The organism is Streptomyces sp. L7, assembly GCF_050990935.1.
GTDB lineage: Bacteria > Actinomycetota > Actinomycetes > Actinomycetales > Microbacteriaceae > Leifsonia.
The window spans coordinates 60,625-78,259 of record NZ_CP194646.1 but is presented as its reverse complement, the minus strand read 5'-3'; the positions used below and the strand labels follow the sequence as shown (position 1 = coordinate 78,259).

Below are 17,635 nucleotides of genomic sequence, written 5' to 3'. Positions count from 1 at the left end.
GGGAACCCTGGCGCGTTCCGAAGCCTACAAATGCCCCGGACCCGCGCTTCAACGGTAAGGACAGCTGCCAGTGACCGACTGCGCGACCAAGCCCATCTAGAGGTGAGAGGAGAGATCCGTGAACTACCACCGTTACACCCCGGCAGAGATCATCAGCGCCGGCATCGACGACACCCGCGAGACGTTCGCGGACCTCTACCTCGAGCTCGACCGGATCCGGGCCGCTGCAGATTGGCACTGGCACCGGGCGAATGTCGACGAGAGCGTTGAGCTACTCGACGGAGAAGAGCGCCTTCCCATCCACCCCGCCCCGGCGGAGTTCGGCGGCGGCGAACTGGCCACGGTTCGCGCGCCGTTCGCGCTTGGCCGTCTCACCAACGCCGGCCTGACTCTCTACACCGTTGGCGTCCGCATCGCGCTGGAAGAGCGGGCGCAGCTCGAGCAGAAGATCACCGCCGCCCGCGCCGAGCTGGAGGCGCTTCGGTCCGTGCCGGCGCGACAGGAGCGGCAGCGAATGGCGGCCGCCGAGCAGCGCGCTTGGGACGCGGCCCAGCACCGGAAGAAGCTCGAGGCGGAGCTCGCCGCGCGACCGCAGTCGACCGTAGAGGCCTGGGGCGACGTCCCCGTCCGGATCCCGGGCACCTCTCAGGTCGCGGCGCCCAGCGCAAACCAGACCCGTGAGACGAAGACCCGTGCGGACCGAGCCGACGAGCCGGCGACCCCCAACCAGCTCCGGTACCTCTCGCGACTGGTTGCTCAGCAGCCCGGCCCCTACCGAGCGGCCAACGGGGCGATCGACCTCGCCGCACTGCGCGCCCTCTCGCGCGCGGCCGCTTCCAAACTGATCCAGACCCTGGCGGCGGCATGAACGCCGGCGCCCCGCAGGACACCTGCCCCAAGTGCGGATACGCGGCCACCTTCCCGTGCATCGTCGACCTGGTCGACGTCGTCACCTTCGCGAAGGCGTGCGCCTTCTGCGGAACCGTCCGCCCGAGCGCAGCGACCGCACCGCAGCTCGTGACGCGCCTCGAGCTCCGAAGGCGCACCATCCAGCACCTATGACGACGAAGAAGGGCCCGGGTCGAAACCCGGGCCCTTCTCCATGCCGTCGTCGCTACCGAAGTACGAGAAGCGGTGGCCATCCAAGCACCTCGCGCACGCCGTTGACCGCGGCATGGCCGGCGGCCGTCAGCCAGACCCCCTGGTCGCCGGCCGCCAGAAGCCCCCGGCCGAACGCGAGCTCGCTCACACGGGACGGATAGCCGGCAAGCCGGAATGCGCCCCCAACGGTCGGGGTCACCACGAGAGACGTCGTCTCGAGCGCGCCGACGACCAGGTCGGCGCGACTCCAGGAACCGCGGACACCGATCTGCGTCAGCAGGTCCACGAGCAGTGCTTCATCGGTCGTCGTGACCGCGGCCGCGTACGCCGCCACGTTCGAGTCCGGCGATCCGCTTTCGCCGGTCGCTCGCGCCCGAGCGTTGGCCGCGATCAGACGCTCCACGATCGCGGCCTTCCCGCCTCCGATGTTGTCCAGGAGGCCGGTCACGTTCGATGCCTCTGCGCTGGCCGTGGCCATCAGAACGGGTTCTCGTTCGTGACCGCTTCGGCCGCCTGGCCGCTGTCCGCGAGGATCTCGACCAGGTCCGCGACCTCAGTGTGCCGGTTGTCGATCCACCACCCGGCGCGGCCAACGAGTCTGGCCGGTTCCAGGATGGCCGTCGTGTAATCGGCTTCCGTCATCCCGCCGCCGGCCACGAGCTGGTCGTAGGCGTCCCGGAGAAGGTCATGCCGGATCCGCACGGCCCAGTCCGTCTGCTTGGCCGTGCCGGCCAAGGGCGGCAGGCCGTCGCGCTCGGCGTCCTCGAGCGCAGCCTGCACCTCGCCGTCGCGCTGCTTATTGCGCTGCCGGGTGTTCGCTCGCTTCTTCTTGGTGATGAAACAGCTTGTGCAGTCCGTCGTGGCCAACCAGCTCGCCCGGCCTTGGCGGTCGCCCGCCGGCAGGCTGCTCAGGTCGTGCTTCTGGGTGTGGCCGCACTTGTGCGTCACGTCGTATTCGCTGGCGATCGCCACCGCTCCTCCAATCGTTCGGTCCCCCGCATCGCGATTCGCGTGCGAGCTCTCTCACCTCTAGATGGGCGCGCCCGCGCACTCGACCCAGACCCGTGCGCGCTGCGAGCCGCCACTGCGGCCCGGCGAGGGGCGACCCCCTCGCGCTCCCCCGACGAAGAACCGTCCGCGACGGAGCACGGACGAGAGCGAGGAACCAGAGCAGAAGAACGAAGTGATCAGGAGGGAGACGAGACCACGAGATGGGAGGGATGACGAAGGCACCGGAGAGGGTGACGGAATCGACGGAAACACATTGATGCACGCAGGCACCAAGGTGATGCGCTACGCTGTTCGCGTGCGCGGCGGAATGGCGAGATGGAAGCGCGGAGTCGCTTCCCTGGGGGTCAAGCAGGCCCTCGATTACGCCCTCGCGGGCACCTGCGACGCCTCCCAGTCGGGCGCGATCGTCGCCGCCGGGTACGCCGACGACGCCGTTCTGCGGCACATCGTCGAGGACGGCATCATCCGCCGCGACGTGCTGGACCGCGACAAGCTCGAAGCGTGGATCTCCGGCCGCGACCCCGAGAACGGGGTGCTGCGGGGCAAGGAAGTCGGCGGCGCGAACGCAGACCTCCTCCTGGACGCCACGATCAACTCCTCGAAGTCGTTCTCGCTCGCCGCGATGATCGACGCGGACATCCACCTGGCCTACGAAGACCTCATGGACCGGCTCCGCGACCGCACCATCCTGGCTTGGCAGCGCGAGCTCAACGCCCGCCGCGGCCACGCCGGCGCGATCCGTGAAGACCTCTCCCGCATCGAGGTCGTGGAGCTGAACCACGAACGGTCCCGCGCGCTGGACCCGCACAAGCACCGCCACCTGTGGCTGAACATCAAGGTCCTGGGTAAAGACGGTCGGTGGACGAACGTTGACTCCCGCGTGGCCATGAAGTTCCAGACGGTCATCAACGCCGAGGGTGACCTCGCCGCCCGCACCGACCCGCAGTGGCTGGCCGCCCTCGCGGCCAAGGGCTACACCCTGAACGCGGACGGCGAAATCGAGCAGCTGGCCCACCTGGTGCGGCCGCTGTCCCGCCGGTCAAACCAGATCGAGGCCAACCGGGCGGTCAAGCTTGCTGAGTGGCACGCCGCCCACCCCGGCCAGGAGCCCACGGCCAAGGACCTGCAGGCGATCGACCAGTGGGCGTACGCCCATGGCCGGCCGAACAAGCCCGGCCACCTGGACGAAGCGAACTGGGCGGCCACGGTCATGGACGAGCTGACCACGATCGACCCGACCGTCACGGCCACCCGCGACGAAGCCCGCCTGACCGGCCGGACAATCGCTGACCTTGACCGGAACATCCTGGCCGCGACCGGCGTCGCCGACGCCGACGCCCGCGCGACCGGAACCGGCGGCCGCTACAGCCTGTTCGATGTCCGCGCCGGCGTCACCCGCGCCGTGGCCGCGTCCGGTGTCATCGCCGACCGCAACGCCCTCCAGGAGCTGATCGAGGACGTGACCGCCCGCGCCGTCGGCGGCCTGTCCGTGAACCTGCTGGCCGCGGACGGTGTCATCCCCCGCACATCAAGGGGTACATGTCGCAGGCCACCCTCGCCCTCAAGGCCGACGTCGCCCGCCAGTACGCCACCCTCTCCGCCCCCGGAGAAGTCGTCGAGCGCGACCTGGTCGACGCCGCCCAGGACGAGGTGCTCGAGCCGGGCGTCCGCCTCGATGCTGCGCAGGCCGACGCCGCGGCCGCGGTCGCCGGAACCGACCAGGTCGTCACCATCACCGGTCCCGCCGGGACCGGCAAGACCACCATGCTCAAGGTCGCCAAGAAGCTGCTCGACGACCAGGGCCGCGGCTGCCTCATCGTCGCCCCTACGAAGAAGGCGGCAAACGTCGCCGGACGGGAGACCGACACCGTCTCCTCCTCGGTCCACGCACTCCTCCGCGATCACGGCTGGTTCTGGGGTGAAGACGTTGCCGGGAACACAGTCTGGCAGCACGTCACCCCCGGTCAACAGTCCGCCTTCGCCGACCGCCCCTACACCGGTCCCAGCCGCTACCCGATCGCGCCCGGTGACCGGATCGTCGTCGACGAGGCCGGAATGCTCGGCCTGCACGAAGCCCGCGCGCTCGCGCTACTCGCACAATCCACCGGAGCACAGATCGCTCTCATCGGTGACCACCTCCAGGTCTCCCCCGTCGGCCACTCCGGCGCCATGTCGATCGCCCGCACCTTCGCCACCGCCCGCGTCGAGCTGGAGACCGTCCAGCGGTTCCGGCTGCTCGACGAGAACGGCAACCCCGTCCTGGACGAGAACGGCAACCCGGTCCGCGACGACGCCTACGCCGAGCTGACCAAGAAGCTGCGCGAACCGGCCAACGACGAAGAAGCCCGCGCCGTTGCCGCCGAGCTCATCCGCCGCGGCCACGTCGTGACCGTGACCGACCAGCAGGCCGTCCTCACCTACATGGTCGACCGCCACCGCGAACTCACCCAGGCCGGCGAGACCGTCTCCATGGTCGTGTCCACCAACGACGAAGCCCAGGCGATCAACGAAGCCATCCAGGCCGGCCGCCTGCAGCGCGGAGAACTCGACCCCACCCGCGTCACCTTCGCCCGGAACGGCCAAGCCGTCTACGTCGGCGAAACCGTCCAGACCCGCCGCAACGACGCCGAGACCGGCGTCAACAACCGCGACCTCTGGACCGTCGACGCCATAGGCGCCGACGGCAGCGTCCGCCTCGCCTCCCTCGCTACCAACGGCGTCACCCGCACCGTACAAGCCGACTACTTCGCCGACCACGCCCACCTCGCCTACGCCTCCACCGTCCACGGCGAGCAGGGCGAAACCAACTGGGCATCCATCACCGGCCCCGGCGTCGACGCCGCCGGCCTCTACGTCGGCGTCACCCGAGGCAAGTACGAGAACACCTACGTCTCCACCGCCGCGAACGAGGACAAGGTCGTCGACGAACTCGTCGAGACGATGCGCCGCGGCCGCGCCGAACTCACCGTCGACGACTCCCGCATCGCCGCCCGCACCGAACTGCACCGGGCAGCCCGGCCCGCCGCACCGGTCACCAAGCCCATCCCCGCGTGGAACAGCACCGAGCGCCCCGTCGGTCACCTGGTCGACCTCGACCAGAAGACCGTCGCGCTCGACGCATCCCTCGAGGACAACCGCGCCCGCACCGGCTGGCTGCAGGACTCCATCACCGTGGCCGAACAACGCATTCAGAAGCTCAGCACCCAAGACGCCATCACCCACGGCAAGACCCTCGACCCCGACGTCGCCGATCAGTTGCACGTCCTCCGCGACCGCGTGAAGAAGGCACACGAAGAGTTGCATGACCTCGCGGCCGCGCGACGCACCGCCGAGCGGTCCCTCGAACTCATGCAGCAGGAGAAGGCACTCCGCGACCGTCTCACCGTCGACGAGCTTGCGGCCGAGAACCACGAACGGACGCAAGCTGCATCCTCGGTCCTTACGCGGCCGGTCGGATCTGCGAACCCTGCTGCGACCGGACCCGTCGCCCGCCCGACAGCCCGCCGGGTTGGCCCCCGCGCCCGCTAGCAAGCATCGCGATCGCCTCCACAACGGACGATGCCCCGGAACCAACCTGGCTCCGGGGCATCTGTCTTGTGGGACTAGCGACGACTCATACGTCGGAACAGCGACGTGCGCTGCTGCTGTTGCTGCTGAACCGCCGGCGACATCCGCGACGGGTCGACTTCCGGTGGGCGACGCTCTGCAGCCGCACGCTCGAGGCGAGCATCTCCGTCATGCCGTGCAGGATCGGCCGATGCCGCCGGGGTGCCGTATCGCGCCTGCCGTTCGGCCACCTCACGCCGCGATACAACCGGATCAGGATCCCGCAGGTCGCGAGTCAGGAAGCGGGCTTGCGGGGAACCGGGAATGACCGCCACACCCGCCTCACGCAGCTGCTGCAGCCGCTGATGCCGTTCCGCCTCGACGTAGTCTCGTCGTGTGAGCCAGACCGAGTCCCAGCGGCGGTTCTCGTTCTCGAACGTGATTGCGCCACCAGGCCGAGTGTCGTGGGCAAGCGCGATCGACTTCGCCAACGCGCTCTCATCCACTCCGCGTGGATTCCCCAGGCTGACGAAGCCGAATTCCGCCCCAGGAGTATCCACCACCGCATCCCATTGGACGTCAGGGATCGCGCGTGCCTCCGCGCTGTCAACATCCCGAGCGCGATCGACGTACCCTTGCCACTCGGCCACGCTGATGGTCGGCATCCCGGTCTCAGCGGAGAGCTCTTCGATCCGAACCTGCATCGCCGCCTCTCGCTCCTCCTGCGTCAGTCGCGCCTCGACGACCGCTTGGGCGATCGACGTCGTCCACATGCTGCGCGGACGCTCGGAGAACTCGAGGTCCTGTGCCGCCTCGCCGATCAGCTCGTCAGCGACGTCGCTCAAGGCCTCCCAGTCAGCATCTCCGATCGGCTCCACGCCGGTCGAGAGGTTCCGACGCAGCGCTTCTCTCTCGGTCGGGACGTCGGTGTAGCGGTCGATCGCCGCGAGCGTGAACCGCTCCACGTACCGCAGGAAGACATCAACATCCACGGTCGGACGGTCGAGCCGTTCATCGGTCATCTCGGGTTCCTCTCATCGGGCTTCGGGTGGGCGTGGCTCTTACGAGTCCAGTCGGACCAGTCGGACGGAAACGGCAGGTCGCGGATGCGGTCCTCGACGTGATCTTCACCGCAGCTGCCCTGCAGTGTACGGAGTCGATTTCTCGCGAGCTCTAGACGCTCGTGAAAACCGATCGGACCGTAGCCGCTGTCGGACTCATCGAACGACGCTTGCCAGCACGCGTGCAGCGCGGAAAGCTCCTCAACGACCCCTCCATGGCGGTACCAGCACTTGCGGATCACGTCGTCGGGCAGCGGGTATCGCCTGTAGATCCAGCCGACCCAGTCCGCCAACTTCTCCCAGGCCTCCGCGGCCTCGCGGTTCGTGAGGGTGCGCCAGTTGACGACGAGAACCGTTGCCGGAAGGTCCTCATCTCCCGGAGCCGCCGGAGACGCGGCCGGCGTCTTCAGAGGGATGCCAGTCGCGACCGGGAGGTCTCCAAACTCGTCTCCGCTCATGCCGCCATCACCGCCCGGATGATTCGACGCCGCAGCTTCGCGATCGCCTGCATGCTGGCGTCCCTGCGGTTGCGCATCTTGCCGAGCACCTTGTCGCTGTCCAAGAGCTGATGCAGCATCCGGTGGTGGTCCGGGTGGACGGCAAGCAGGTCGCCGTGCTCTTCTCCGGCACGCCACCCGCCCCCGGGCACTTCTGCGACGCCTCGGTAGTCCAGGTGGTGCAGCTCAAGCGTGCTCGAGGTGCCGCGGCCGAGGCAGACCGCACAGCGCACGACACCGTAGGTCTCGGCTTCCTCCCGAAACCACCGCGCACGGCGACGGAACCACTCGATCGAGGTCAGGTAGCCGCTGCGGTACCGGTTGCCGCGCGCCGGGCGTCGCCGGTTAGACATCGGTCGTCCGGCGCGCGTACTGACGCTGGAACTCGCTCAGCTGTTCCAGCTCCGTGGACCGGCGGTCGGCGTGGATCTGCGAAGCGTCCGAGCGCTTGGTCCACCCCTTGGCGTCCAGCAGAACGGGGCGGATGTTCTTGTAGGCGAGCACCGCCATCCCTGTGGGGAGGCGGCGCAGCTCGTCAACGCTGAGGACCGGTGCCGTGGCCCGCTGCTCGGAGTGCGTGGTCGACTCCTCGGACCAGGAGCGACCCCGGTGCAGCACTTTGCGCTCCCCGAGCATGTTCGAGATGTCCTGCATGTGCCGGACGTCGGTCGAGCCGCCGAGCAGTACCTTCACGATGGCGGAGTTCCAGATGGTCTGCGCCTCCGACTCGGACCACACCGTTGCGGCCTGGGACATCGACTGGAACACGACCTGCGTGAAGATGCCGATGCCGCCACCGTCGCTGAGAACGGTGGGCAGCGCTGGCCAGACGAACATGTTGGCGAGCTCGTCGAGGATGAGACCGAGTGGCGGGTCGAGGCGGCCGCCCTGCGACGCCAGCGCCTTCCGGCGCGCCTGTTCCACGATGTCGTCCAGGATCGCGGCGAGGTATCCGCCGGTCGCGCCGGCGCCAGAGCCCGTGCCGATCAGGTAGAGCGTGTTGCGTCCCTCGAGGAACTCGCGCGGGTCCAGCACCGCGTCTCCTTCAGGGCTAAGCGCGTCGTAGATGCCGGGGATCAGGAGCGGCTTGCCCGCCTCCCGAACGCCGATCCAGGAGTTCGCCAACAGCTCGGGGTCGCCCTTGACCGTACTCTCGAGCATCTGCGACCAGCCCGGCGCGCCCTGGTCCCTCAAGATGTCGATCGCCGGGTCGCACAGTGCCGGGTTCTGCGTCCATCGGCGCAGGGCAGCGGTGCCTTCTCCGGAGAGCGCGGCCGCCTGCAGCAGAGCGGCGAGAAGGCCGGCGGAGATGCCGGCCCATTCCTGGTTCGTTGCCGACTGGCCGAGCGCGCTTCCCGCGATCATCGCCCGGCCGCGCATCTCGGCGATCAGAGGATCCTCGCAGCCGGTGTGCAGCGCGGGACGCTTGCGGGACTTGATGCCAGAGAGTCCCTGCGGGTCGACCACGGTCACCTCGCCCATCCGCTTGCGCGCTTCATATGTTGCCGAGAGGTTGTCGTTGCGCGTTGAGGTCGTGATGAGCGGGCCGTCCCAGTCCAGGATTGAGGAGATCACGAAGCGGAAGCCCTTGCCGCCCCGCGGGGCGGCAGACAGGACCATCGAGTCCTCGACGCTGACCATCACGTCCATCCCGCGTGCGCGCCCGAGGCGGACGCCGAGCTGGTCGGGAGTGGGCTTCTTCAGGGCCGGGCGCAGCTGGCGCGCTCGGCGGAGCAGCGACCGGGCAGAGACGTTCTTCCGAATCTCACCCGCTCGCGCGAAACCATCGCGGTACATCAGCTCGAGACGGAAGAACCAGTCCGAGTCCCGCACGTGGTGCCAACCCATCACCAGGCCGAAGACGACGACGCCGATCAGCACGGCGGCGATGAGGTACGTCACGTAGATGCTGCTGGGTGCAATGGTGCAGCCGACGGGGACAGTGCCGAAGGCCTCGGGGTTGGCGGTCAGCAGGAATCCGAAGCCGCTGAAGGGGTGCTCGCCGGTGGGCGCGGCACCGCACTGCACGAGGAACGCGATGTTTGCCACCCCGGTGAGGACCGCGGCGACCGCGCAGAGCCCCAGCAGGATGAACACAAGTGTGGGAGCGAACTGTTTCATCCGCGCTGACCTGCCTTCGCGTCGGTGGTGAAGTGGGGCATCTCGTTCGGGTGGATGACGTTGCGGACCTTCGCTTCGGCGTTCTGCCCGATCTGCCAGAACCCCTCTCCGATGCGGAGTCCGCCGACCATCTCGGTCTGCGTCTGGTTCCAGCCGAGCACCTTGGCGCTGCGTTCGAGCTCCCCGACGTGCTGCGCGTAGCTCACGCGGATTTCGCAGTCGGCCAGCAAGCCGAGCGCGCGCGAATGCATGGCAGAGCCCTCGTCGCCCAGGGAGTCGAAGTCGGCGATGCGGTGGATGAGGTACCAGTTGGACTTGCCGTGGTGTCGCGCCACCTTCTCATCCGCGACTCGTTCCGTGAGAGAGCTACCGGACGCGACCTCGCCGAGAAGCGCCGCAGCAGCCTCCTCGTGAATAACGATTCTCGTCTGGTCCCGGCCCACCGGGGTTCCACGGTCGATCCAGTTCGTGGTCGCCATTCTGATCAGAGCACGGGTCGTGTCGGACGCCGAGGAGACAGCCGAGTCGTCGACGACGACCATCGGTGTCTGCGCGTCGAAGCGAACGGTGGTCGGGCGGTCCAGCTGCCCGCTGACATCTCCCTCGACCAGGCGACGCAGCGTGTGGCCGAGGCGCACGCCGGCGTCTCCCACCTTCGCGGCGTACGCCGCGTCCGGGTTCATCACCTCCTCGTACAGCATGGGCAGGATCAGTTCCGTGTTGCGCGCCTGCGCGTATTCCACCGCCAGGTCCAGAGCCGTGTGTTCCTCGTCCGCGAGAGCGGTCGTGCCTCGCAGCAAGGCGATCGCCGCGCGAAGAACCCGGCGGCGGTACTGCAGCACGTCGAAGTTCCAGTCCTCCTCGCTCATGCCGCTCGGTCGGAGACCGGGATCAAGGAGGTTGATCCGAGCTGGCTGGCCGGGCCCGAGGCGCAGCGTGACTCCTCCGACGTAGTCGGCGACGCGCCCCCACTCGCCATTGGGGTCGTGTGGAACGGCAACCTTACGGCCCAGCCGAATGGACCGAGAGGCCCACGACTTGCCAAGCATCGACTTCCCAGTGCCCTTCACGCCGATGATGCAGGTGGACTGGGAGCGGATCTTCCCGGCCGCGTATGCGTCCCAGCTGTCGAATGAGAACGGGCCGAGGGAAAGCAGGTCGTCACCGATGTACGGCCCGGTGAACGGCTCACCCGTTGCAGCGAGGGTGAGGTACGCGCCGCCCACCTGGTCCGAGCTGCCCCTGTGCGCCGGCGGGTTCGCCAGGCGCGGGCCGCGCAGGTTGTGAGCGCCCCGGTTACCGTTCGCGGGCATCTTGCTGGCTGGCCAGTCGGTGACGAACTCGAGCGGCGTTGCGGTGCTCTTGCGCAGTTCGCGGGCGATCCGCTTGCGCTCTTTCTCCGCCTCGCGGCGAGAACCAGAAGGGACGAATCCTGCGGTATGCGTGCTGACCATGACTCAGGCCTTTCCGTTGACCGGGAGGACCGCAGTGCTGAATGCTGCGGCCTGCTGGAAGAACATTGGCGTCAGGCGGAGACCGCTGCTTCGACCCGTCTGCTCCAGCGACGTACGCGCGCGGTTCAACTCCTCCCGCGTGGTCGCGGACATGGTGACGAAGCCGCGAAACTCGACGTCCGCGAAGCCATCAGCGAGGCGTTCCTCGCGTTCCTCGACCTCCTGCATCTCGCGGTCCTTCTCGGCACTGCGCGGCATCCCCCGGCGCTCCCGGAGGATGTTTGCCATCTCCAACCCCGTCTTGTGGCGTGCGATTCGCTGCAGAGCCTTTTCCGTCTCGACCGGACGGATCTGAAGCGTCAGGGTGCGCGTGGTGTCAGTGGCGTAGAGAAGCCTCTCCATGAAGCCCGTGTTGCGCTCCGTCCGGGGCCACTCGGCGATCCACAACACCTGATGGATGCTCCCGTCGATCTCGATCCGGTCCCGGTGCTCGTGAATGCCCATGACCGGTGGGTGCAGCACTCCGACGCGCTGATCGGGAGACGTCGCGCGCATACGTCCCGTGAATGAGATTGGGTCGAACGCCCGCGTTGTGGCTGCCTCGAGTTGCTGCGCGGTCAGCCACCCCTGCAGCTGAAGACCGGACCGCTTGGCGCTCTCTTCGATGGAGGGCAGGAGCTGGTCGAAGTACACGCCCAGGCCCCACAGGCCTCCCCGTTCGCGCGCACGGTCGAGCGCAGCGCCTGCAGGCTAAAGGTGAGCGTCACCTGGTTGGAGAAGCCCATCGACCGGCGGGCGCCGTCCTTGATGACGTTCCAGTAGTTCTTCCGCAGCTCATCGCTGATGGGGTGCGAGTCGCCCATCGCGGCCTCGCGCGCCACCACATACTCGGCCATCTCTGTGGCCGGCTGAGCGTCGACGCGGACCCGGATGGTCATCTCGACCAGGCCGATGATGGTCTCCAAGCTGCTCAGCCAGGCCACGAAGCCGTCGTACGAGGCCTTCTGCTGAGAGCGGTCTTCCATGGCCCACGCGCTGCTGATCAGTTCGAGCGTGATCGCCGCGGTACGACCCTTCTCGTCGATCGTGAATGCCCCAGCGTTGTCCGTCTGATACGTGACGACGGCGGCGTTGGCTCCCGGTAGATCGAAGTGTCCTTCCCGGGTGGGAGCGGTGCGGCCGGCGGGTGCGCGTCCCTTCTTCATGGTGACGTGATCGTCCTTTCCCCAGATATCCCGGATGAACTTGTGCTGCCCAGCGGCGACTCGCAGGTAGTACGCGGCGACCTGGAAGGTGATGAGTGCGAAGGATTGGCGGTGGTAGCTGCCCACCGCGAAAATGACGATGAGTACGACAGGCAGGAATCCGTATCCCCAGAACGACGTCGTGTCGATGAGCATCCAGAGCATGCCGATGCCCAGAGTCACCGACGCGATCAGGATCTGCACGGCGCTCAGACCCAGCAGAACGCCGTTGCGCTCGCGCCGCCCCATCCGGACGCGCGGGGCGCCGTCCTCAAGCTCGAGCGTGCTCATTTGGCGCCCTTCGGAAGCCATCCGCCGCCGGTGATGGTGCGGACCTTGTAGATGACGTTCGTCGTCGACGGGCGGTTCTGAATGGCAGAGCCGACCTCATTTCCGGCGAAGGAGACCAGCTTTACGGCCCAAGCAGGAGCGAACGCTGCAGCGAAGACCGCGCCGATCGCCACGATCACCGGACCCATGTCGGTGCCGTTGCCGAGCAGCCGCGCCGCCAGCAGAAGGACCCCAGCCGCCAACGGCTCAGCGAGTATCAAGCCCACAGCGAGATTGACCCAACGCACAGCCCATACGGCCAGCTTCGGCTGACCGATCATCATCGTTCCAACGGGAGCCATCGCGGCCAGGGCGAGGAGGCCGAATGCCCGTAGGGCCATGGAGATGTAGAGGAAGACTGCGGCCAGGGTCATTACGAGCAGCAGCAGTAGGCAGACCAACAGCGGACCGATGACCTGTGCCCCCTGGACTCCCCCGGTCATCTTCATGAGCGCACCGTCGACGTTCACCGAGCCCTTATCGGTCACGATTCGGAAGCCGAACATTCGCATGATCGCCGCCGACAGACCCTCGCCCTGCAGGGCGTTGGTGATGGCGTCAGTGACCGAGTTGCCAACCGCCGAAATCTGCTTCATGAACCAGACCAAGAGAACGCTGGCCGGGACCGAAAACGCCAGACCTGCCCCGATCTGCGCCATGCGCTTGACGTCCCCGAGGATCATCGCCGGCATCAGCTGAAATGCCGCCACGCACGTGAGTACGAGGCCCATCACGGCGATCCAGAACCAGAACTGCTGATCTGCGATCGTCCAGCTGTTGTCCCCCAGGCGTGAGCCCTTGAACGCGCCCACGAGCATGTCCGTCATGAAGTTGCCGAGCCCGTTGAGCGTGGAGGTGAGCATGCGGGCGACTGTCTCCTGCGAGATGCAGGGGATGTCGGTGGGGAAGCAGCCGAAGTTCGGCTCGGGGAATCCTTCGAGTCGCAGCATGATTCACCCGTCCCGTCAGTTGAACAGACCGAAGCCGGAGCCCCAGTTGACGAGGTTCGCCGAGTTGAGAGCGATGATGACGCCCAACACGGCGCATCCAAGGGCGGTGAAGCCCATGATGAGGAACTTCCTGCTCGCGCTCATCGCGCCAGCGATGATGAGCGCGGCCGCGAGGATGACGAACACGACTGCCGCGGTGATGGAGAAGCCGAGGACCTGACCGGACAGCTTCCGCAACGCTCCGCTACCGGGTCCGCTGAAGTCGGGGGCAGGCTGCGGGACGTTGACGTCGGTCGGGAACGACTCGATGAGTCGGGCGTGGAGCTGGTGAGAGACGGACATGGGTTTCCTTTCGATCAGTCGCTTGCGAGCGTGACGTTGAGAGTGATGGGGACTTGCTGGGAGGGGACGTCCACCACCAGGTGGAGGACGGTGGCCGAGGTGGGGACGTAGAACGCGAGCAGGAAGTTGACGAGCTTGTGGTTGGTCAACTTCCACTTGCTGGCAGAGTCGAAGGCTCCCTCCGCCATCCACGGCAGCCCGAGCGATCGGGCGTGTGCCGGACCCTCGTTCGTGTCGAGGACGGCCAGGTTCGGGTCGCCCTCCCAGCGGGAGTCCTTCACCGTGAGCCCGGTCACGTCGACTTCGCCGGCGGGTGAGGAGCCGTCGAGCGAGACCCGGACCATCTGCGCTCGGCTGTGCACCGGGAATGCGTCCGTGCTGGACCCTTCGCCTGCGAACCCGGAGTCCTTCGTCGTCAAGTAGGTGCCTGCGTCGTAGACGGCGACACCGAGGTCGCTAGTGGAGGCGAGATCGGCGGGTTGCGCGGATCCCGTGTTGGTCGGTGTCGGTTTCGGGATGGTGCTGTGGCTGGCGGTCGGCTTCTGCGCATCGGTGGGTGACGCGCATGAAGTCAGTCCCACGCCCAACGCTGCAGCGACCGCGACGGCGATGATGCGTCTCATGGGTACTCCTTCCTGGGCGGTGGGCGCCCTCACTGGTACTTGTTCCGCGATGAGGGAAGCGGCGCGCAGACTTGCGTGCTCGTCGGTGGATAATGGGACACTTCTGACATGCGCTATCCCGTGAAGCCCTTGCTCTGGCTGCTGCCGCCGCTGTGGCCTATCGCCGTGCTGCTCACGGTTATCTGGGCGCTCACGCACTGGGTCGGCTGGCTTCTCCTGCACGCCGTCGTGATGACCGCGCTGATCCTTGCCGCGGTGACCGACTCCGCAATGGTCCCGGCCGCAGTCGTCGCGGCCACCACGTTCGTGCTGCATCTCGTCGGGTTCGGCTTCTGGGAGGTCAACAAGCCGAAGCGCCAGTACCGGCGCGACGTCGCCGCCGCCCGATACTGGCAGTCGGTGAACGCGGCCGCGGCCGCTCCGCGCGTCACCCGGTAGGCGCCGGCGATCCCGGCAGCTGCAGCCCGCCCTTGGCCCACAGCACGTCCACGTGCAGATGGTCGGGACTGTCGTCGAACTGGGTGAAGTTCTGCGTGACGATGCTCACGCCGTGAGAGGCCCGCACATCCTCCTGGCCGATCCGAGATCCCTTCGGCACAATCGGATCGAGGATCCGGATCAGCTGCAGCGAGTAACCATCCGCGCCGTTGATCGCCTTGCCGTTGAGCGTCATGAAGTCGACCGCGTGGCCGCCACCGTCCTTGTAGTGCGCCGATTCCTTCCCCGCGCCCTCGAGGGAGCCGGTGCAGTACCGGTTGATGTCGCTGACTCCGACCTTGTCGAAGTTGTTCACCGCGACGGTCACGATCTGCAAGATGCGCACGTCGATGCCGCACTTCGCGGTCGCCGTCCCGTCGGCGATCGCCTTGATCTGGTCGATCCCCGAATAGCCGTACAGCTTGCCCGACGCGATCGCCGGCATCAGGGCCGTCGCCAGCGCCTTCACATCGCCCGTGATCGGCACGAAACCGCACGCGCTCCCACTGTGTAGGTCCTCCTCCTTCAACGAGGGGTCCACCTGGAGCAGAACCGTCCGGGCTGTTGTCTCGGCAGCGGCGACCTGGTCGGGCGTCTTGTTGATCCCGATGGCTGACACCCAGCGTCCTGACGGGAGTGTGCTCCAGGCGGGAAGGCCGAGGATGCCCGGCTTGCCGGGGATGCCTTTCAAGATGAGCGTCGTCGCTTTCCCGGCGTCGCTGAGTGAGTCGCCTGTTCCCCAGCCGGATCGCGCCGTGAGGCCGTACACACCGATCGGGCTGTCCTCCGTTGTGGCGGGCGCCGTCGGCGGGACGAGGCCCGTCGCGACGAACGCGGCGGTGAGAGCTGCCAGCTGCGCCTTCGGGTCATCCGATGCGGCGACGGATGCCTGCCGGATCTGGGCCACTAGCGCCGTCTGCTGCGGGGTGAGCGCAACAGGCTGCGGCGTGCCGGGGGCGGCGCCCCCGGCAGCATTGCAGAAGGCGCTGGTCAGTGCCGACGCGGACGGAGCGACAAGGGCGACCATGAACGCCGGCAGCGCCGCGAACATGATCAGACCGACCAGCAACGCGATCAGAATCACGCCAATGGCCCTGCGGAGACGCTTGGACTTCGCGATGGTCACAGCAGCCTTTGCGGCGACGGCAACCGCCTGCGCCGCCATCAGCAGCCCTCCGTACCAAGGATGCGCTCCGCCAGCTGCAGCAGCACCCGCGCTTTGGGAAGCCGTGAGCGGACCCGGCCCTCACTCAACCCCGTCTGCTCTGCGATCACCGAGACCGCGTGCTGTAGCGCGGGTACGAACACAGCGACAGTCCTCAGACCGTCGCTGTCGGGCAAGCAGCCCAGGATGAGCGCACGCTCAGGCCTCCTTCCGGCATCCGCCGCCTCGAGCGCGGCTCGCGCGGTGGAGGCCACCTGTCGCACCCATGCGCGAGACGCGCGCAGCTGACGGTCCGAAACGCCGAACTCGGCCGCGACCGTAGCCGGTGATGCGTCCTCGTCGAGCGCGAATGCTGTGGCGATCTCCCAGTCGCGTGCGCTGACCGTGTCGGCGATGTACTCCAGCAGGCGTCGCTGCGCGAAGGAATCCACCATGGATTCCAGCGGATCATCCGTCTGAGAAGTCCAGGTGTCCTCTCCCCCGGCAGATCGACCTGAGCACGCTGCCGGTACGCGGTTCGCACCGTCGCCTGCACGACGTTGCGGGCGATGCCGAACGTGTAGGCATCGAGCGTTCCGCGCGCCGGATCGAAATCGCCCGCGCGTCGCCACAGCACCTCCCGCACCTCCTGCAAGGCACCGTCGACCTCGCCACCGCATCCCGCCTCGAGCAGGCGACGAATGACGAACGGCCTGGTCGCTCGGACTGCGGTCTCGATCCGGTCGACCCCGATCGCGGGAGCGGAAAGGGTGAGCAGGCTCATGCCGACACCTCCTCCGGCTCGGTGAACAGGTCGGGGAACGCGCTCCGCAGGTCTGTCAGGCGCCGACGTCCCGTGCGCTCGGAGACACCAGCGAGTCGCGCCACCAGCGCGCCGCTCACCTCTTCGCCGCCGGAGCGCGCCTCCCGTACCCGCGCCGCCAGCTGGGCGAGGTCGTCATCGACAGGCGACGCCCCCTGCTTCGTTTCGGCCGCCACGGTCGGCGTCCGCGGGACCCTGGCCGCCGCGGGCTGCTCAGCGGTAATCACGGCTTCTAGCGGCCGGCGCATCGCGGAGTCGACCGCGGGGCGTGCATCTTCCGCCGGGGCGACGTGCGTGGTCACAGGTGTGCCCTCCGACGCTGTCTCCTGGCTCACCTGTCGTTGGGTCTCTCTCGCGCGTGCCATCACGACCAGGAGGTGGGAAGCCAGGATCTGCGCGACCGAGGGAATCGCGGAGACGACAGTGGCGACCCAGTAGTTCACATCGACCGTGCGGACCATGCTCGCGTGCAGTGCGTTTCCTGCAACGCTGATCCCTGAGAACAGGACGAGCGCCGCCCACGGGTACCAGGTGCCGCGCGCCTGGTTGCGCAGCGCCCACGCGGCCGCGGTGGCGACCAGGATGAATCCGTCGACGATCAGCGGCCAGATGAAGGCGAGCTCCGTAGGGATGCCGCTGCGGATCGCAAGGTCGCGCAGCGTCGAGAAAGACAGCACGAAGCCGCCGACCGCAATGGCGGAAACTCCCGTGCTAGTCGCACGCCAGAAGAACGTTCCGGTGGTCCGTCGGTGCACGTCTGACGCCTTCCCGCGTTGCGTCTGCTGCATTGGTCAACTCCCGTCGGTTACTGCCAAGGCGATGCCGGACGGCTGCCTTCACCTCTAGATGGCCGTGGGCGCGCACTCGTACACGTCACGAAATGTGCTGACTGCGCGGGCGGGCGCATCTAG

20 protein-coding genes and 2 pseudogenes are annotated in these 17,635 nt (G+C 67.7%); 5 read left to right on the top strand and 17 right to left on the bottom strand.

Annotated elements, in window-relative coordinates; translation table 11 throughout:
* Positions 1 to 118 precede the first annotated feature (118 nt).
* On the top strand, positions 119 to 868 hold the full coding sequence (locus ACR5MH_RS22365; RefSeq protein WP_407791851.1) for a hypothetical protein: 750 nt from the start codon (positions 119 to 121) through the stop codon (positions 866 to 868).
* On the top strand, positions 865 to 1,062 hold the full coding sequence (locus ACR5MH_RS22360; protein WP_115697664.1) for a hypothetical protein: 198 nt from the start codon (positions 865 to 867) through the stop codon (positions 1,060 to 1,062). The genes ACR5MH_RS22365 and ACR5MH_RS22360 overlap by 4 nt, the downstream gene beginning before the upstream one ends.
* A gap of 52 nt (positions 1,063 to 1,114) precedes the next feature.
* On the opposite strand, the gene ACR5MH_RS22355 is transcribed toward ACR5MH_RS22360, so the two are convergent.
* The 3 genes from ACR5MH_RS22355 to ACR5MH_RS22345 all read right to left on the bottom strand — a co-directional run bounded on the left by ACR5MH_RS22355 (position 1,115) and on the right by ACR5MH_RS22345 (position 2,751).
* Positions 1,115 to 1,579 (bottom strand): hypothetical protein, encoded by a 465-nt coding sequence (locus ACR5MH_RS22355; protein WP_115697663.1) that lies wholly within the window; start codon positions 1,577 to 1,579, stop codon positions 1,115 to 1,117.
* Positions 1,579 to 2,073 (bottom strand): hypothetical protein, encoded by a 495-nt coding sequence (locus ACR5MH_RS22350; protein WP_115697662.1) that lies wholly within the window; start codon positions 2,071 to 2,073, stop codon positions 1,579 to 1,581. The genes ACR5MH_RS22355 and ACR5MH_RS22350 overlap by 1 nt, the downstream gene beginning before the upstream one ends.
* Positions 2,074 to 2,472: 399 nt before the next feature.
* Positions 2,473 to 2,751, bottom strand: a complete 279-nt coding sequence (locus tag ACR5MH_RS22345) for a hypothetical protein (protein WP_433862723.1) — start codon at positions 2,749 to 2,751, stop codon at positions 2,473 to 2,475.
* Here ACR5MH_RS22345 and ACR5MH_RS22340 point away from each other — a divergent pair.
* Both ACR5MH_RS22340 and ACR5MH_RS22335 read left to right on the top strand, forming a co-directional pair.
* Positions 2,645 to 3,274: pseudogene (locus ACR5MH_RS22340) on the top strand (relaxase domain-containing protein); the annotation flags it as partial. The gene ACR5MH_RS22345 and the pseudogene ACR5MH_RS22340 overlap by 107 nt on opposite strands.
* 377 nt (positions 3,275 to 3,651) lie before the next feature.
* Positions 3,652 to 5,640 (top strand): ATP-dependent DNA helicase, encoded by a 1,989-nt coding sequence (locus tag ACR5MH_RS22335; protein ID WP_407791850.1) that lies wholly within the window; start codon positions 3,652 to 3,654, stop codon positions 5,638 to 5,640.
* Between the two features lie 74 nt (positions 5,641 to 5,714).
* Here the strand turns inward: ACR5MH_RS22335 and ACR5MH_RS22330 are convergent, their stop codons facing one another.
* Genes ACR5MH_RS22330 through ACR5MH_RS22285 form a run of 10 tightly spaced genes read right to left on the bottom strand, consistent with a single transcriptional unit; the run spans position 5,715 to position 14,280 of the window.
* Positions 5,715 to 6,680 carry a hypothetical protein gene (locus tag ACR5MH_RS22330; RefSeq protein ID WP_407791849.1) on the bottom strand — a complete coding sequence of 322 codons (966 nt, stop codon included), beginning with the start codon at positions 6,678 to 6,680 and terminating at the stop codon, positions 5,715 to 5,717.
* Positions 6,677 to 7,177, bottom strand: coding sequence for a hypothetical protein (locus ACR5MH_RS22325; protein WP_115697660.1), 501 nt, complete (start codon positions 7,175 to 7,177; stop codon positions 6,677 to 6,679). The genes ACR5MH_RS22330 and ACR5MH_RS22325 overlap by 4 nt, the downstream gene beginning before the upstream one ends.
* On the bottom strand, positions 7,174 to 7,569 hold the full coding sequence (locus ACR5MH_RS22320) for a hypothetical protein (protein ID WP_147295963.1): 396 nt from the start codon (positions 7,567 to 7,569) through the stop codon (positions 7,174 to 7,176). Before ACR5MH_RS22320 ends, ACR5MH_RS22325 begins: the two co-directional genes overlap by 4 nt.
* On the bottom strand, positions 7,562 to 9,337 hold the full coding sequence (locus ACR5MH_RS22315; protein WP_115697658.1) for a type IV secretory system conjugative DNA transfer family protein: 1,776 nt from the start codon (positions 9,335 to 9,337) through the stop codon (positions 7,562 to 7,564). The genes ACR5MH_RS22320 and ACR5MH_RS22315 overlap by 8 nt, the downstream gene beginning before the upstream one ends.
* On the bottom strand, positions 9,334 to 10,791 hold the full coding sequence (locus tag ACR5MH_RS22310; protein WP_147295962.1) for a hypothetical protein: 1,458 nt from the start codon (positions 10,789 to 10,791) through the stop codon (positions 9,334 to 9,336). The genes ACR5MH_RS22315 and ACR5MH_RS22310 overlap by 4 nt, the downstream gene beginning before the upstream one ends.
* A 3-nt stretch (positions 10,792 to 10,794) precedes the next feature.
* Complete coding sequence (locus ACR5MH_RS22305; protein WP_407791848.1) at positions 10,795 to 11,484, bottom strand: SCO6880 family protein; 690 nt, start codon at positions 11,482 to 11,484, stop codon at positions 10,795 to 10,797.
* Positions 11,409 to 12,326: a hypothetical protein gene (locus ACR5MH_RS22300; protein WP_407791847.1), complete on the bottom strand. Its 918-nt coding sequence runs from the start codon at positions 12,324 to 12,326 to the stop codon at positions 11,409 to 11,411. The genes ACR5MH_RS22305 and ACR5MH_RS22300 overlap by 76 nt, the downstream gene beginning before the upstream one ends.
* Positions 12,323 to 13,315, bottom strand: coding sequence for a hypothetical protein (locus ACR5MH_RS22295; RefSeq protein ID WP_115697654.1), 993 nt, complete (start codon positions 13,313 to 13,315; stop codon positions 12,323 to 12,325). Before ACR5MH_RS22295 ends, ACR5MH_RS22300 begins: the two co-directional genes overlap by 4 nt.
* A gap of 15 nt (positions 13,316 to 13,330) precedes the next feature.
* Positions 13,331 to 13,657 (bottom strand): hypothetical protein, encoded by a 327-nt coding sequence (locus tag ACR5MH_RS22290; RefSeq protein ID WP_407791846.1) that lies wholly within the window; start codon positions 13,655 to 13,657, stop codon positions 13,331 to 13,333.
* A 14-nt stretch (positions 13,658 to 13,671) separates the two neighbouring features.
* Entirely contained in the window at positions 13,672 to 14,280 is a 609-nt protein-coding gene (locus ACR5MH_RS22285) for a hypothetical protein (protein ID WP_407791925.1), read from the bottom strand.
* Between the two features lie 108 nt (positions 14,281 to 14,388).
* On the opposite strand from ACR5MH_RS22285, the gene ACR5MH_RS22280 reads away from it, so the two are divergent.
* A complete protein-coding gene (locus tag ACR5MH_RS22280) occupies positions 14,389 to 14,718 on the top strand; it encodes a hypothetical protein (RefSeq protein WP_115697651.1) in 330 nt (109 codons plus the stop codon).
* Here ACR5MH_RS22280 and ACR5MH_RS22275 read toward each other — a convergent pair.
* From ACR5MH_RS22275 to ACR5MH_RS22260, 4 genes and pseudogenes are all read right to left on the bottom strand, one after another.
* Complete coding sequence (locus ACR5MH_RS22275) at positions 14,708 to 15,922, bottom strand: hypothetical protein (RefSeq protein ID WP_115697650.1); 1,215 nt, start codon at positions 15,920 to 15,922, stop codon at positions 14,708 to 14,710. The genes ACR5MH_RS22280 and ACR5MH_RS22275 overlap by 11 nt on opposite strands.
* The gene (locus tag ACR5MH_RS22270) at positions 15,922 to 16,356 is read right to left on the bottom strand and encodes a hypothetical protein (RefSeq protein WP_407791928.1); all 435 of its coding nucleotides are present in this window, start codon (positions 16,354 to 16,356) and stop codon (positions 15,922 to 15,924) included. Before ACR5MH_RS22270 ends, ACR5MH_RS22275 begins: the two co-directional genes overlap by 1 nt.
* An 89-nt stretch (positions 16,357 to 16,445) precedes the next feature.
* Positions 16,446 to 16,685, bottom strand: a pseudogene (locus tag ACR5MH_RS22265) (sigma factor); the annotation flags it as partial.
* Positions 16,682 to 17,479 (bottom strand): DUF2637 domain-containing protein, encoded by a 798-nt coding sequence (locus ACR5MH_RS22260; RefSeq protein WP_433862721.1) that lies wholly within the window; start codon positions 17,477 to 17,479, stop codon positions 16,682 to 16,684. The gene ACR5MH_RS22260 and the pseudogene ACR5MH_RS22265, both read right to left, overlap by 4 nt.
* Positions 17,480 to 17,635: the final 156 nt, after the last annotated feature.

Coding starts and splice junctions, on each gene's coding strand:
- ACR5MH_RS22300 (WP_407791847.1), bottom strand. CDS start 12,326: ATGAGCACGCTCGAGCTTGAGGACGGCGCCCCGCGCGTCCGGATGGGG.
- ACR5MH_RS22355 (WP_115697663.1), bottom strand. CDS start 1,579: ATGGCCACGGCCAGCGCAGAGGCATCGAACGTGACCGGCCTCCTGGAC.
- ACR5MH_RS22320 (WP_147295963.1), bottom strand. CDS start 7,569: ATGTCTAACCGGCGACGCCCGGCGCGCGGCAACCGGTACCGCAGCGGC.
- ACR5MH_RS22275 (WP_115697650.1), bottom strand. CDS start 15,922: ATGGCGGCGCAGGCGGTTGCCGTCGCCGCAAAGGCTGCTGTGACCATC.
- ACR5MH_RS22280 (WP_115697651.1), top strand. CDS start 14,389: ATGCGCTATCCCGTGAAGCCCTTGCTCTGGCTGCTGCCGCCGCTGTGG.
- ACR5MH_RS22360 (WP_115697664.1), top strand. CDS start 865: ATGAACGCCGGCGCCCCGCAGGACACCTGCCCCAAGTGCGGATACGCG.
- ACR5MH_RS22335 (WP_407791850.1), top strand. CDS start 3,652: ATGTCGCAGGCCACCCTCGCCCTCAAGGCCGACGTCGCCCGCCAGTAC.
- ACR5MH_RS22295 (WP_115697654.1), bottom strand. CDS start 13,315: ATGCTGCGACTCGAAGGATTCCCCGAGCCGAACTTCGGCTGCTTCCCC.
- ACR5MH_RS22330 (WP_407791849.1), bottom strand. CDS start 6,680: ATGACCGATGAACGGCTCGACCGTCCGACCGTGGATGTTGATGTCTTC.
- ACR5MH_RS22290 (WP_407791846.1), bottom strand. CDS start 13,657: ATGTCCGTCTCTCACCAGCTCCACGCCCGACTCATCGAGTCGTTCCCG.
- ACR5MH_RS22315 (WP_115697658.1), bottom strand. CDS start 9,337: ATGAAACAGTTCGCTCCCACACTTGTGTTCATCCTGCTGGGGCTCTGC.
- ACR5MH_RS22345 (WP_433862723.1), bottom strand. CDS start 2,751: ATGTCCGCGTCGATCATCGCGGCGAGCGAGAACGACTTCGAGGAGTTG.
- ACR5MH_RS22285 (WP_407791925.1), bottom strand. CDS start 14,280: ATGAGACGCATCATCGCCGTCGCGGTCGCTGCAGCGTTGGGCGTGGGA.
- ACR5MH_RS22310 (WP_147295962.1), bottom strand. CDS start 10,791: ATGGTCAGCACGCATACCGCAGGATTCGTCCCTTCTGGTTCTCGCCGC.
- ACR5MH_RS22270 (WP_407791928.1), bottom strand. CDS start 16,356: ATGGTGGATTCCTTCGCGCAGCGACGCCTGCTGGAGTACATCGCCGAC.
- ACR5MH_RS22325 (WP_115697660.1), bottom strand. CDS start 7,177: ATGAGCGGAGACGAGTTTGGAGACCTCCCGGTCGCGACTGGCATCCCT.